Here is a 14832-nt window from a genome sequence, read left to right as displayed (position 1 = left end):
GAAAGACATTCAAAAGGAAGCGTTTTCTTGATAAATTCAATAGTAGCAAACGATATCATTTATTATAACCAGTTCATTTTTTTGTTGTATATTTAACTTAAGAAAGGATTCGATAATTATGAAAAACAAAATGATTCAACGTTTCTCTTATGCTTTAGGCGCATTCGGTCATGATACTTTTTATGTCACACTTAGTACTTATTTCATGGTTTTTGTTACAAGTGAAATGTTTGCAGGTACCGATAAAACAACAACAGCACATATGATTGCGACTGTTACAAGTTTAGTTGTAGGTATTCGTTTAATTGAAATCTTTTTCGATCCATTGATTGGTGGGATCATCGACAACACCCATACAAAATTCGGTAAATTTAAGCCTTGGCTTGTAATTGGTGGGGTTGTAAGTTCCTTGCTTTTGATTTTCCTTTTTACTAATTTCTTTGGACTAGCAACACACAATACCACGTTGTTTATTTTTCTTTTTACAATTGTTTTTATTTTGTTAGATAGTTTCTATTCCTTCAAAGATATTGCTTTTTGGTCCATGATTCCCGCTTTGAGTACTGAAACGAAGGAAAGAGAAAAATTTGCGACATTTGCACGATTCGGTTCTTCCTTAGGTGCAAATGGTACAACGCTTGTTGTTGTACCCATTGTCACATTTTTCACTTACTTAGTCACCGCACACCATACAGAAGGTGCTTCAGGCTGGTTTTGGTTTGGAATGATCACCGCAATTATCTCTGCTGGAACAGCCATTATCACTGCATTAGGAACAAAAGAAGTAAATTCAGCAATCAGACAACAAAATGAAAAAGCAAACATCAAGGATGTCTTCAAAGCAATTGCTCAAAATGATCAACTGATGTGGTTGTCCCTTTCTTATATCGCTTATGCCATTGCAAATGTGGCAACAACTGCGGTTTTATTTTACTTCTTCAAATACGTCTTAGGACAACCAACGCAATTCTGGCTTGTAGGCTTAATTGCAGCTTTGCTTGGTCTAATTGCCGTCCCACTATTTCCAACATTGACCCACTTAATTTCTCGTCGTTATGTGTACTTAGGGGGGATTGCAATGATGATTAGCTCCTATTTTTTCTTCTCCATTGCAAATACCAGTTTACCTATTGTAATCATTGGACTTATTTTATTCTACTTCCCACAACAGTTGATTTTCTTATCGGCTTTAATGACAATTACTGATTCTGTGGAATACGGACAATGGAAAAATGGGATTCGTAATGAAGCAGTCACTTTATCCATTCGACCATTGTTAGACAAAATTGCAGGTGCTTTATCCAATGGAATCGTAGGTTTTGTGGCGATTGCAGCTGGAATGACTGGTAATGCGTCAGCCGCTGATATTACGGCACATGGCATTGTCACTTTTAAAGCCTATGCGTTTTATGTTCCGGCAGTACTAATGTTCTTTTCTGCCATTATCTTTGCTTGGAAAATTCGTTTGACGGAAGAGAAACATGCACAAATCGTAAAAGAATTAGAAAATAAACTCATTTCTCCACAAGAAAGCCAAACGATTTTAAAAGACGATTTTATCATCCCACAACATTAAGAGAGGAATTATATGATGACGATTACAGAAAAAGATTTTGGACAAGGCTATCGGTTAATTACTTTAACAAATAAGCAAGGACTACAGTTAGCAGTGACTGATTTAGGTGCACGCATTGTTCGATTAACAGCCAATCAACGAGAATTAATTTTAGGGTTTGATTCTGCCCAAGAATATCTAACAAAAGATCCCTATATTGGTGCTTCTATTGGTCGCACAGCTGGTAGGATCGAAAACGGTCGATTTTCTTTCGAGGAACAATCCTATCAATTGCAGACTGATCCTAAAACAGGTCATTCACTTCATGGAGGCTCCCCAGGATTCGAAACAAAAAAATGGTCTTATCAACTTTCTGAGAATGAAGAAGAAAGCTCTGTTAAATTTCTCACTACGATTCCTGATGGCGAACACGGTTTTCCTGGAAACTTATCTGTTGAAGTTTGTTATACCCTGACACAAGAGAATATTTGGCGCATAAAAACACGAGCAATCAGTGACAAAGAAACACTGTTTAATCCGACAAATCATGTCTATTTCAATCTTACTGGGGATGTCACACAACCAATTGATCAACACACGCTTTGGCTAGATAGCAACCATTTTGCTCCCTTAAGAACAGATAGTATCCCTATTGGTAAAAAAGCAACGGTAGCTGGTACACCGTTTGATTTTCAAACACCACAAAAATTAGCCACTGTCTTTTCTAGTGATTTTGAGCAAAAAAAATACTTTGACGGAATAGATCATCCCTTCTTCTTAAACCATCCAGGACTTGAAAATATCTCTGCATGGTTACTTAGCCCAGATGAAAAAATTAAAATAAGTGTTTCTACCGATTGTCCAAGTATCGTTGTTTTTACAGCGAATTTTGGTGAAGATACCCCAGAAATGTACGGCAAAAAATTAGCCAATCATGGTGGGATCACTTTTGAAACGCAAGTAGCTCCTGGGGCAGAACAATATCCGACTTTTGGAGATATTCGTTTAGCCCCTCACACTACATTTGAAACAGTCACAGAATTTAAAATCGATTTTAGAGAGGATGTTTAGCCATGGAAATCAAACGAAGCTTAACAACAAAATTTGCAGAAATTTTTGGACCTAAAGAAACGACACAATACTTTTCCCCAGGAAGAATCAACTTGATTGGTGAACACACCGATTATAACGGTGGGCATGTTTTTCCAGCTTCTATCACTTACGGAACCCAAGGAGTTGCAGCTTTGCGAAATGATAACAAAATATTAGTGTATTCAACTAATTTTGAAGACAATGGGGTCATCAGTTTTACTTTAGATCAGCTTAATTATGACAAACAAGCGGGTTGGGCAAACTACGTGAAAGGGATGATTGTTAAATTAAAAGAAGCGGGGTACACGATTGACCATGGCTTCGAATTGCTAGTAGAAGGAACAATCCCTAATGGCGCCGGTCTTTCAAGCAGTGCCTCACTCGAATTATTAGTGGGTGTTGCCATCGAAGATTTATTCAATTGGTCGATTGACCGACTGGAATTAGTACAAATTGGAAAAAAAGTTGAAAATGAATTTATTGGTGTAAATTCAGGCATCATGGATCAATTTGCCATTGGTTTTGGCGAATTAGATAAAGCCATTTTACTGGATACCAACACATTAAAATATGAAATGGTTCCAATAAAACTAGATGGTTATGCCATAGTGATCATGAATACCAATAAACGCCGAGAATTAGCAGATTCTAAATATAATGAACGCCGTAGTGAGTGCGAAGAAGCGTTGAAACAATTACAACAAAAATTGAATATTCAAGCGTTAGGTGATTTAGATGAAGAAACGTTCGAAGCAAACCTTGACTTAATTAAAAATGACACCTTGATTCGTCGTGCGCGCCATGCGGTTACCGAAAACCAACGAACGTTAAAAGCGAAGACAGAGCTAGAACATGGGAATCTAACTGCTTTTGGCAAATTATTAAATGCCTCTCATGATTCACTAAAAAATGATTATGAAGTAACAGGTATTGAACTTGATACATTAGTCGATGCTGCCCAAAAACAAGATGGCGTACTAGGTGCACGGATGACAGGAGCTGGCTTTGGTGGTTGTGCCATTGCCTTAGTGAAAGAAGAAAACATCCCAAACTTTAAAAACAATATGTATGATGAATACTTAAAAGTCATAGGCTACGCACCAGAATTTTACGTGGCCCATATCGGAAACGGTGCTACAAAAGTTACCCCGTCAATCGTTTCTACTTAAGACTTTGTGGAGTAAGCAGGTAATCAAATGAATGCCAACAATTTGATACCTGACGTTTCTTTAAACGTATGAAAATAAATATTTATTCCCTAAAATAGACGTATGAATAGCTTATTCAAATAAAAGGATCGACCAAGAGACTGACAAAAGTCACGTGGTTGATCCTTTCTATTTTTTATTTGCTAACCACTTGTTAAGGTTAATAAATGTTAACTTCCTTTTCTTATTGAAATAAATAGGTGTTTTCTGTTTGATCTTCCATCAATTTTTGCCATTCAGGGTTTAAATGAATACTTTCTTTTGTTTCAATAAAAACATACGGACCTAAATCAAAAAATTGTTCTAAAATTTGATTCACTTGTTCATACAAAGCAGGTCGTTCCAGTGAGTTTTTTACTTTAACTCGTTCATTACCCATTTGAAATTGTACATCTCCATGTTCATAATGAACATTGATGCATCTGTCTGCCTTTTTCAATTGGCGCACTTCATCAAGCATTTCATAAATGTCTTCTGCTCCATATCCTTCCAAAAGTGCTAGGCTGTCGACTAATGAACCCACAGTCAACTCTGAAATTGTCGCTTTTTTTGTCCCTAGTTCCAATAGATACACAGTTGCATCAACTATTCCACATGCATTACAGCCACCTTCTGTCAATTCACTTTTTCTTGTTATATGCACTTTGAACATTTTCCTCACTCCTTCCCTTACTATTTTTTATTTTTTTGAAGCTATTTTTCCGAGATTTTCTTTTTTTCATTTCTAAACGTGCAGCTTCTTGTAAACAGCGTACCTGACAATTAGCATACATGAAAACCACTTCATCTGGCTCTTATTCAAATCCCCAAAAAGACATTATTCATCCTTCCATTTCTATTTTTCACTTCAATTATGAACAACTTATTTTAACAATTGTTCACAAAATTCTTGTCATCTTTTTCTTTAGCATAGAAAAAAATAAATCAAACGTTAATGAAATCATTCAGGTATAAAAAGATAAAATAATCATATTTCTGTTTGTTATAATACAAATAGCCGAAATTCATAAAATTGAAAGAATAAATTTTATGAATTTCAGCCTCTATTTTTTGGAGTAAAAAACGGCTTTAGGTGTACATAAGTTTGTATTGACGGAATTAAGCTCAAAAATATGAGGAGCTATTTTAGAAAATCATTTCTTATTTGCTCGGAACTAATCGCTTCTTTCACGACCTTACCCACGGTGTTCAAAGCATTGCTTCTGCGGAATTAAGCCCAAAAATGCAAAAATATGAAAATCTATTTTCGCATTTTCGTTCTTAATTCTTGAAGCAGAACATGCTGTTCACAACCTTTTTCTACAATTTTTCTATTAGCTCTTCTAATTCATTCAAACGTTTTTCAAACATTTTCATTGCTGCTTCAATGTAGTCTGATTTTGTCATATCAACACCAGCTTTTTTCATCACTTCAACTGGGTAGTCGCTATTTCCAGATTTTAGATAAGTAAGGTATTTATCTAAAGCATGAGGTTCTTGATCCCAAATCTTCTGTGCTAAAGCAGAAGCTGCCGAAAAGCCTGTTGCATATTGGTAAACGTAGTAATTATAGTAAAAATGCGGGATACGTGACCATTCAAATTTGATCTCTGGGTCTTCTTCTACTGCTGGTCCATAATATTTCGTATTCAATTGACCATAACTTTCACTCAAATATTCGCTAGTTAAAGGTACACCTTTTGCATCTTCTACATGCATAAAATGTTCAAATTCAGCAAATTGAGTTTGTCGGAAAATTGTTCCTTTTACCCCATCTAAATAATGATTCAATACATAGGCACGAACTCTTGGATCTTGTTCTGTCTCTAATAGATATTCTGTTAAAATATTTTCGTTTGTAGTTGAAGCAATTTCAGCTAAGAAAATAGAATAATCTCCATAAACAAACGGTTGATTTGAACGCGTGAAATAACTGTGAACGCTATGCCCCATTTCATGCACCAATGTAAATAATTGGTCCAATGTATCATGCCAGTTCATTAAAATATAAGGATTGGTATCATAGCTACCTGAAGAATAAGCGCCACTTCGTTTTCCTTTATTTTCTACAACGTCAATCCATCGATCAGAAAAAGCTTTTTCTACGATAGCCATGTATTCCTCACCCATTGGCTTCAATGCCTCCAAGGCTTTAGCTTTCGCTTCTTCATAAGTAAACTTAATAGGTGCCTCACCTAACACTGGCGTATATAAATCATACATATGCAATTCATCTACATCTAAGAGACGTTTACGTAATTCCATGTAACGATGAAGTAACGGAAGATGGTTATTTACTACCTCTACTAAAGTATCATAAACACTTTCGGGAATATGATTATTACTCAAAGACGCTTCTCGTGCGGAATTGTAATGACGAACTTTTGCTTTATAGTTATGTCCTTTAATATGAGTACTCAATGTAGAAGCAAAGGTGTTTTTAAACTGTTCATATACACTATAAAGCCCTTTAAACGCTGCTTCTCTAACTGCTCGGTTGGTACTTTCGATTAATTGACCATAAACACCATGAGAAAGTTGGATTTTCTTACCATCTTCTCCCATAATCGTTGGAAACTCTAAATCTGCATTATTTAAAACCGCAAACGTATCACTAGAAGCACCAAATATTTCCCCAGCCCCAGCAAGCAATGATTCTTGTTCTGCAGATAAAACATGTGCACGATTATCAACCATTTGCTTGACATAATGGCGATAAATTTCTAATTTTGGTTCTTGTTCAAAGTATTGCCAAATTTGTTCATCTGAAAGTTGAAGGACTTCTGGTTCATACCATGAAACAGCTTCACTGACTTTAGAAAATAAGCTCCCAGCTCTTGCATATAAAGCTTGATAAGTAGTATTTGCAGTATCTTGGTCATTTTTCAAGTGTGAATAAACATAGATAACTTCAACTTTTCGATAAACATCTAACACAAATTCAAGAGCATTCAAAAATGCGGTCGCACCGTTTGCCAAAGTTCCTTTGTAAGTATCGGAATTTTTTAACTCTTCTGTCAATGCTTGGTATTTTTCATCAAATTCTTGATCACTAGAAAAAATTTTGGTTAAATCCCAAGTTAATTCTTCAGGCAATTCTTCTCTTTTTGGTAATTGGGTCGCTTCACTCATTGAATACACTCCTTTATTTTTTACATTACTTATTTTTCTTATCCTTCGATAAAGATAGAAAAAAGAATAGACTTACTTGAAATCAGCTACTCCTGTTTATTTTAGCACAACTTAATTCTGTTTTATACAAAGAATATTTCTTCACACTCCTTGTAAAATAATGCATAAATCATCTTTTTATTAATCATAGGAAAAATCCAATTTATTTTATTTGGTTCAATTTTTTGTAACCAATTTATATATCTCCACTGCTTACTACGACCCATTTGTTCATTCATCACTTCTTCAAATAGAAATCGATAAAAGAAAATTTTTTCCTGAAAATAAAAGAAAAATTGACTATCTTCATAAATCCAAGCAGATAAATATAATAAGTGTTTCCCTCTTAGATAACATTCTTTTTATAAAGACAGATACTTGCTTTGACGATAATAAAGTTTTTTCTGTAACCATTTTTTACCTATTGTTTTTGAAGAAACTTTTTTTAATGTGCAACTGTTCTGTTCATTTGCCAGTAATTGAATTGGCGATTCACTACCACAAGACCAACTCATTTTTTCACATGTCATTTTACCCTCGATTGATTCTTTCACACAATAAAACAACCATAATTTTTTCGTTAACCAATCCAGTTTCCACACATGAAGCTTTCTTGTTTCATTGTATAGATAAAAATATTTTTCTCGTGATGTTAAGTGATCTTTTTTTAAAAAGAAGAACCTAAAACCCACCATACACTATAGCCATTCGTTAAATAGCCTTTGGTCCGTTCAGCCATTTTCTTATATGTTATTGAGGAACATTGTATTTCTACAGCTAAACGTCCACATAATATATCAGGTCTTTGAAGAAGGGATGGCAGACTGGCTTCCAGCTGAATTGGTCTATCGTGCACCGTTTTTAGACACCAATAAAAAAATATCTTTTTTAGTTCTAGGTGTTCGCTTGTTTCGCCTTCACTTAAACCATGACAATTCCTTCGATTTTGATGTGCGAAATGCGCCTTTTTTTGTTTACCTATTTTCAAGATAACTGGTTCTTGACATCCTGGACAATAAAGAGTTTGATGTTTATTACATTCACTAGCAACGTATCTCTTATTCTTCTCATCTACTGCAATCATCATTTATTTCCCTCCTAGAAGAAAGATACGCAAAAAAAACCTGATGACTACAAATCATCAGATCCTTTTAATTATTTTTTTATTCATACTCAAAAAAAGGTTACTATTCATCACTAGGTAAAATAAAATTTGGTTCGTTCCAATGCATTTCGTTCCATAATCATTTGACCATACTCATTCAATGTTTCAATGGTTCGATCACTTCTATCCGCATACTCTAAGATACGTGCTACTTCATTGTCAACATCGGTCTGATTAAGGTCTTCCATCCAAAAATGCACAGCTAAATAGTAGACACCCTCTAGTAAATATAAATCTGTCCACGCTGATTCTAATTCTACATTATTGGCTAATTGTATCATTTGTTCAAAATCTTCAAAAGCAAAAATCGCTTGGTGTTCTATTTCATTGGAAATGCGTTCACTGGATTCAACTTCTTCTTCATTATTCAAGATCTGTTGCTGAATAAATTCAGTGACATCATCGGAATCCAAAGAATCGTCACTTTCTTCAATTAACTCTTCATTTGGTAAATTTTTACTAATAAAAAGCTCTAAACCGTCTCCTTTGGGAAGGACTTGAAAAGTCACAGCTTCGCTACTACGAAACTCATCTTCAATATCGACTTCTTCTAAAATACTATAGAAAAAATTTTCAATTTCTCTATGGTTACCAAGTAAATCTAGAAATGAGACGCCTCGCTCTTCTAAATCTTCATGACCAATCATTACTCGTATCGTGTTTTCATTAATATATTCCATTTCCATCTTGCTACACCTCACTTTACCACAACTATCAATATAACTTCATTGTAGCGAAATAAGCTTAAAAGTAAAGAAAAAAATTAACAATTAAAATCAAAATAAGTTTTGACTTTCTACTTGACACCATCAAATTTTGTTTACTTTTCTTATTTACTAAGAACTCATTCTTCTTTTATGTTTCTTCAAAAAAATAAGTGATATTTTCCTAAAGAAAAGAAATTTTAATCAAAGTACATCAATTCATACAAAATATACTGCGCTTACGGAAAACTTCTGCATACAAGCAACAAGCCTTATTTTTCTGCTCCATCTACTACACGAATCCTATCTTGAAAATTCCATGTTTCTTATTCCTTTTATGACAAAAAAACTTAGAAAAACTATTAAATAGTTTTTCTAAGTTAAGATTTACTTTCTATAAACCAGCCATTAATTGTGCTTGACGTAATTCTAATTGACGGACATCACGTGGTAAGAATCGACGGATTTCATCTTCATTAAAGCCAACTTGTAGACGTTTATCATCAATCATTATCGGGCGGCGTAATAATCCAGGGTTATTTTGGACAAGTTCTAGTAGTTCTTGCAACGGTAAGTCATCAAGATCCATGTTTAGTTTTTGGAAAACTTTTGAACGTGTCGAAATGATTTCTTCTGTACCATCTTCTGTCATTTGCAAGATTGCTTTTAATTCTGAACTATTCAACGGCTCAGAGAAAATATTGCGCTCAACAAATGGTATTTGATGTTCTTGTAACCACGCGCGAGCCTTTCTACAGGAAGTACAACTTGGGGAAGTATATAGTGTTAACAACGTGCACCACTCCTTTTCATGACCATAGTCACTTTTTTGTAACAGAAGATCATTATAATCTTCTATCTGTTCCCTATTATACATAAATGACTTTTAAATAGCTAGGCTTTTTTCATAATTTTTTAAAAAAAATGAAAGTTATCTAAGATTTATAGGCTTTAAAACCAGCATTTCACGTTTAATTACCTATTAAAAAATGAGAGTTTTCCAATCTTATTCAAATTTAAATAAGAACTAAAACAGCTAATAAAATTGTACTATTATTTAATTAATCATCATCCAAGAAAACGTTTACTTAAAACAAATTATGTTTTTTATTTAATTATGCTTCATTTTGTTCGCTATTGCAACAATTAATTTATTTTAACATAACGCTTATTTCACTCGCAAGAGAATCAATGACCTCTATGACAAATCTCACAAAATATGAGCGACTAAAAAACGACAGTATCTTGTCTATTAACGTTATTTTATATTTTAAGTTTTTTAATTTCTCTGTATTAAAAAAAATAAATTTTATTATAAAATAATTTCGTTGAATTAAAAATCCCCTTTCTATTTTTACCTAGCCCCTTTATTTATTCATTAAATACACTGATTTTCTTTTGTTTTCTATTTTAGTGAAAAAAACTGTAATTTATAAATCCAGTTCTGTCAAGCAATTAGAAATACAGTAATAAAAACCTTTATTTAGCAACGTTTTGGCGAGATTTTTTCTGTTACAATAGTTCAGGATTTATGAAAAAAATGATGAAAACCGAAAGGCGTGTAGAAATTGATTAAGTCAGTTGTTTTTGACGTTGATGATACGATGTACGATCAACAGCAGCCATTTAGAAATGCGGTCAAAAAAGTTGTTCCGCTAGTTTCAGATGAAGATATGAGTTCTTTATATCTTAGATTCCGTCATCATAGTGATGAAAATTTTCCTAAAGTAATGGCAGGAAATTGGACATTGGAATACATGCGGGCACATCGAATTAGCCAATCACTAAAAGACTTAGATTATCCTCATATTACCGAAGCTGATGGACTTTATTTTCAACAAGTTTATGAAGAAGAATTAAATAATATTTGTCTTCATGAAGAAGTGAAAAAAACATTAGACTTTTTGGCAGAATTAGAAATCCCGCTCGGAATTATTACAAATGGTCCCACAGATCACCAAACAAAAAAATTGGAACAACTTCAATTAGCAAAATGGATTCCTACACAACATATGATTGTCTCGCAAGCCACTGGCTATCAAAAACCAGAAAAAGAAATTTTCCAACTTGCTGAAGAGCGTTTCAATCTTTCTCCTCAAGAAACATTATATGTAGGCGACAATTATGATAATGATGTTTTAGGAGCGAAAGGTGCCGGTTGGAAAACACTTTGGTTTAACCATCGTGAACGAAAAATCGAGGGAACTTCAACTTGCGATATCGAAATTACTTCCTTTGATCAATTATTAGAAACGATGAAAGTTATTTTTGGATAACTTCTACTTAGCAACAATAAGCTACTAGATAGAGGTAAATAAAAGAATATGAAAGTGTCAAATCTGTCTATTTCAAACATTTAGAAACGGTTAAACGGAGCTCAAAGTATTACTTCTGCGGTGACCAAGCAAAGGAAAATATGAAAAGCTTCTCTTATTCGTTCTTATCGCTTGATGAAGAGTAGCCTCTTTACAACCTATCAACGGTATTCAAGTAGCAACTCCTCAACTATAAGCGCTAAATTTCTAAAATATGTGGAGCTATTTTAAAAATTTAGCGTTCATTTGCTCGAAGCTGACCACTACTTTCACGACCACATGTCATAAATGGTGGGAACAACAGCAATTCCTTCGAAAAATAAGCCGAAACTTACAAAAATTTGAAAAACAAATTTCGTGAGTTTCGGCTTATTTATCAGAGCTAAACGCTTCTGTCCCTGCCTCTTTTTTTAATGGCTGTAAATATAATTCTTTTTCACCAAGCATTCAAGCTTCTAATTCTCCTGCACTTAAAATCATGCGGATATCTTCTTCTGTTAATTTTGTCAATTGTTCTTCACTGCCTTGGATCACTTTTTGGAATAGCTCTCTTTTTTCTTGTTGCAAGGAGTCCATTCGTTCTTCAATTGTCCCTTCAGCGATCATTCGCCATACTTCAACTACATTCTTTTGCCCAATTCTATGCGCACGACCTGCTGCTTGTTCTTCAATCGCTGGGTTCCACCAAAGATCATATAATATAACGGTATCTGCTCCAGTTAAATTCAATCCGGTACCGCCTGCTTTTAATGAAATCAAAAAGACATCTCTTTCTCCTTCATTAAAGGCATCAACCATTGTTAAACGATCTTGTGGTTTTGTGCTTCCTCTTAAGTAAAAGGTAGACAATCCCAATTCTGCTAATTCTTCTTGTAAGATGGTTAACATTCCTGTAAATTGAGAAAACAAAAGGACCCTGCGATTGTTTTCTTTTGCTGCTACTAATAAATCTTTGACTTGTTCTAATTTTCCAGAACCACCTTGGTAATCTTCAAGAAACAGTCGTGGATCACAGCAAACTTGTCGCAATCTTGTTAGACCAGCCAAAATGCTAATTCGATTCTTTTTAAAGGACTCTGAATCCATCGAAGAAATTTCTTCTCTCATTTGTCGTAAATAAGCCAGATACACTGTTTTCTGTTCTTCCGTAAGGGCAGAATAGAGATTCATCTCTGTTTTTTCAGGAAGATCATTTAATACTGTTTGCTTATCTCTGCGTAACACAAAAGGACGGATCATTTGTGCAATTTCTTCTGGCGACAACTCTCTAAAACGTGTTTTATTCGGGAAAAATCCAGGCATAATTGTTCCAAATAAAGACCACAATTCTTCTAAATTATTTTCAATTGGTGTACCACTTAATGCAAAACGTTGTGGTACATTTAGTTCACGCAACGCTTGAGCAGTCTTCGTACTACTATTTTTAACCATTTGTGCCTCATCAAGGATTAAATAGTTGATCGAACGTTTTTGATAATCCGTTAAATCTTGCCTTAGACTAGCGTAAGAAGTAATTCTGATATCTACGTCGCGTGACAGTAGTTCTTCTCTTTCTTTTTTATTGCCATTCACTACCTGAACACTTAAAGTAGGCGCAAATTTTTTCACTTCTGCTTGCCAGTTATAAATCAAGCTTGCAGGAGCGACAATCAAAGCAGCAAGTTCACCTTTTTCTTCTTTTTCAGAAAGTAAATAAGCAATCGTTTGTAAGGTTTTCCCAAGTCCCATTTCATCTGCTAAAATCCCGCCAAATTGGTAATTTCCCAACATTTTAAGCCATTTAAAGCCTTGCTTTTGGTAATCCCGTAAATCAGCTTGTAAACCTGTAGGCAAAGTTGCTTGATATTGTTCAGGTTGAATTAAGTCTTGGATCATTTTTTGATAAGAATCGCCAAACGTTGCTTCACTACCTGATAATTTATCTTGAATAATCAAACCTTGATTTTTTGGTACATGGATGGTCCCTGCTTCCATACGTATAGATTCTCGGAATTGTTGTAAAATTTGACTTGTTTGTTGAAATTCTTCTGAATCAAATGATAAAACTTGCCCATTTTCTAAAGTATAAAAAGCATCATTACGTAGTAAACTTTGTAGTACTTGATCAATTTCTTGTTCCTCGATACCTGTTACATCAAAGCGGATATCTAGCCATGAATTTGTTTCTTCGACTTCAATTTTTGGTTGATGTCGATGCGCATCTAAATATAGTTCTCGGAGTTTTTTCCCAAGACGAACTTCGCCAAATTGACGAAAAACAGCTAATTCTGTTCGGAAAAAGGCATATAACTCTTCGCCTTTAGGTAATACACGTTCATAACCGGTCTCGTTTTTTCGGTAATGATACATTTTATATAAATCCAATACACGTTGTTCTTGTGCTTTATCCCGCAAAATTTCTGAAGAGTTTTCAGGAATCACTTCATGTTTTTCATCCGTTGAAAAAATAACATCTTGATAAACAAAATCAATCCGAGCTTGAATTTTGCCTTTCGCTTTTCTAAAGAAAAAGACAAATTCTACGGGTACATCTGCAACTTCTGCTTTTACATCCTCACTAACATTGACATCTCCAATTTCAGAGAGTAAAGGAAGTATTTCTTTGAATAAGGAAGAAAGTTCCTGTTTCATAAATAAAATTTCTGGCTCTTCAAATCGTCTCATCAGTTGTTTCCACGTCAAATAAATGGCTTGCTGATGCTTTGTTAATGAGAAAAATGTTCCTTGAATCATCCCCCACTGATAGTGGGTAAAGAATAATTCAAAATCTCTTATCGTTTTTAATTGATAAGCATCATCTTTTTTTGTTACTTCAAATGCTAAAGGTTTCTCATTTTTTGAAAAATGAATGGCTTGATAATTGAATTCTTCCATTTTCATTTGTAATCTTGTGGTTTGATTCATCTGTTCTAATAATTGTTTTGCCTGTTCAATAGGCAACAACAAATAACGCTTATCTAATTTCCCTTTCACTTGAAGACCATTTGCTCCTAGCAAAATTTGGGTTTGTGCACAGCCTGCTAAGTTCGTTAAAATAGCTTGGTCTTCTCCTTGAAACGCCCGTTTATCTAAGTGAAATTGGTATTGTTTATTGATAGTGTAACGTTCATTTTCAGTATAGGCATGTAAAAAATCAAAAATATTTTTAACGATATAGGTTTTTTTTGGATTCTCTAAATAACCAATACGCAAATATACTGCTAATGTTGCTAGTTCTGGGTGATAATGATTGGTCTCAACGGTTTCCACTTGATATTCAATAATTAATGGTTGGAGTAGTTGAGAAGTAGATTTTTCTTTCAATCTTGAAAATCCTTTTGTTAGAATTTCGCCTTCACTGCTTCTTTTAATTGGTTCTATGATTGTTTGATCTGCTTTTAGTATTCGTGAAAGATTTTTTGAACGTAAATACAATTCGACGGCAACCGTATGCTTGCAATACTTATGTTCTTCCCAATATGGGCATTGGCAAAAATCAACTTCTTTTGCGGTTCCATCTAAATCGACCATGTATAATTCACTACCTAAGACTTCCGCATGCCAAACTTTTTCTTCTTGGTCAGGGACTACCGATAACACGCGTCCTTCTTGCAAATATTGACGTCCTCTTGCAATGACTTTTTCTGGAATGCTCCATTTCATA

The 14832-nt window shown here is 34.2% G+C and carries 11 protein-coding genes; 4 read left to right on the top strand and 7 right to left on the bottom strand.

The features are described from left to right. Positions 1-118: 118 nt before the first annotated feature. From EVI01_RS06595 to EVI01_RS06585, 3 genes are read left to right on the top strand one after another with little or no spacing between them, the layout of a single operon-like run. Complete coding sequence (locus EVI01_RS06595) at positions 119-1576, top strand: glycoside-pentoside-hexuronide (GPH):cation symporter (protein ID WP_010750360.1); 1458 nt, start codon at positions 119-121, stop codon at positions 1574-1576. Positions 1577-1591: 15 nt separating this feature from the next. Further along, the gene (locus tag EVI01_RS06590) at positions 1592-2626 is read left to right on the top strand and encodes an aldose epimerase family protein (RefSeq protein ID WP_010750359.1); all 1035 of its coding nucleotides are present in this window, start codon (positions 1592-1594) and stop codon (positions 2624-2626) included. A gap of 2 nt (positions 2627-2628) precedes the next feature. Then, positions 2629-3816 (top strand): galactokinase, encoded by a 1188-nt coding sequence (locus tag EVI01_RS06585; RefSeq protein WP_010750358.1) that lies wholly within the window; start codon positions 2629-2631, stop codon positions 3814-3816. A 223-nt stretch (positions 3817-4039) separates the two neighbouring features. Here EVI01_RS06585 and EVI01_RS06580 read toward each other — a convergent pair whose 3' ends face one another. From EVI01_RS06580 to spxA, 6 genes are all read right to left on the bottom strand, one after another. Then, positions 4040-4507 (bottom strand): DUF4809 family protein, encoded by a 468-nt coding sequence (locus EVI01_RS06580; protein ID WP_010750357.1) that lies wholly within the window; start codon positions 4505-4507, stop codon positions 4040-4042. A gap of 647 nt (positions 4508-5154) precedes the next feature. Further along, a complete protein-coding gene (gene pepF, locus EVI01_RS06575; protein WP_010750356.1) occupies positions 5155-6966 on the bottom strand; it encodes an oligoendopeptidase F in 1812 nt (603 codons plus the stop codon). Positions 6967-7367: 401 nt separating this feature from the next. Further along, positions 7368-7535 carry a hypothetical protein gene (locus EVI01_RS13650; RefSeq protein WP_010750355.1) on the bottom strand — a complete coding sequence of 56 codons (168 nt, stop codon included), beginning with the start codon at positions 7533-7535 and terminating at the stop codon, positions 7368-7370. Positions 7536-7672: 137 nt separating this feature from the next. Next, a complete protein-coding gene (locus EVI01_RS06570) occupies positions 7673-8092 on the bottom strand; it encodes a competence protein CoiA (RefSeq protein ID WP_051093417.1) in 420 nt (139 codons plus the stop codon). A gap of 110 nt (positions 8093-8202) precedes the next feature. After that, the gene (locus EVI01_RS06565) at positions 8203-8856 is read right to left on the bottom strand and encodes an adaptor protein MecA (RefSeq protein ID WP_010750353.1); all 654 of its coding nucleotides are present in this window, start codon (positions 8854-8856) and stop codon (positions 8203-8205) included. A gap of 412 nt (positions 8857-9268) precedes the next feature. Continuing rightward, positions 9269-9667, bottom strand: a complete 399-nt coding sequence (gene spxA / locus EVI01_RS06560) for a transcriptional regulator SpxA (protein ID WP_002296384.1) — start codon at positions 9665-9667, stop codon at positions 9269-9271. A 775-nt stretch (positions 9668-10442) separates the two neighbouring features. Between spxA and EVI01_RS06555 the strand changes: the two genes are divergently transcribed. Then, positions 10443-11150, top strand: coding sequence for an HAD family hydrolase (locus EVI01_RS06555; RefSeq protein WP_010750352.1), 708 nt, complete (start codon positions 10443-10445; stop codon positions 11148-11150). A gap of 486 nt (positions 11151-11636) precedes the next feature. On the opposite strand, the gene EVI01_RS06550 is transcribed toward EVI01_RS06555, so the two are convergent. Then, entirely contained in the window at positions 11637-14831 is a 3195-nt protein-coding gene (locus EVI01_RS06550) for a DEAD/DEAH box helicase (RefSeq protein ID WP_010750351.1), read from the bottom strand. Between the last annotated feature and the right edge of the window lies 1 nt (position 14832).

It is taken from the genome of Enterococcus villorum (genome assembly GCF_007990225.1).
GTDB lineage: Bacteria > Bacillota > Bacilli > Lactobacillales > Enterococcaceae > Enterococcus_B > Enterococcus_B villorum.
Note: the sequence above shows the minus strand (reverse complement) of the source record. Positions and strands in the feature narration are given on the sequence as shown.

Coding starts and splice junctions, on each gene's coding strand:
- EVI01_RS06595 (WP_010750360.1), top strand. CDS start 119: ATGAAAAACAAAATGATTCAACGTTTCTCTTATGCTTTAGGCGCATTC.
- EVI01_RS06590 (WP_010750359.1), top strand. CDS start 1,592: ATGACGATTACAGAAAAAGATTTTGGACAAGGCTATCGGTTAATTACT.
- EVI01_RS06585 (WP_010750358.1), top strand. CDS start 2,629: ATGGAAATCAAACGAAGCTTAACAACAAAATTTGCAGAAATTTTTGGA.
- EVI01_RS06580 (WP_010750357.1), bottom strand. CDS start 4,507: ATGTTCAAAGTGCATATAACAAGAAAAAGTGAATTGACAGAAGGTGGC.
- pepF (WP_010750356.1), bottom strand. CDS start 6,966: ATGAGTGAAGCGACCCAATTACCAAAAAGAGAAGAATTGCCTGAAGAA.
- EVI01_RS13650 (WP_010750355.1), bottom strand. CDS start 7,535: ATGACATGTGAAAAAATGAGTTGGTCTTGTGGTAGTGAATCGCCAATT.
- EVI01_RS06570 (WP_051093417.1), bottom strand. CDS start 8,092: ATGATGATTGCAGTAGATGAGAAGAATAAGAGATACGTTGCTAGTGAA.
- EVI01_RS06565 (WP_010750353.1), bottom strand. CDS start 8,856: ATGGAAATGGAATATATTAATGAAAACACGATACGAGTAATGATTGGT.
- EVI01_RS06550 (WP_010750351.1), bottom strand. CDS start 14,831: ATGAAATGGAGCATTCCAGAAAAAGTCATTGCAAGAGGACGTCAATAT.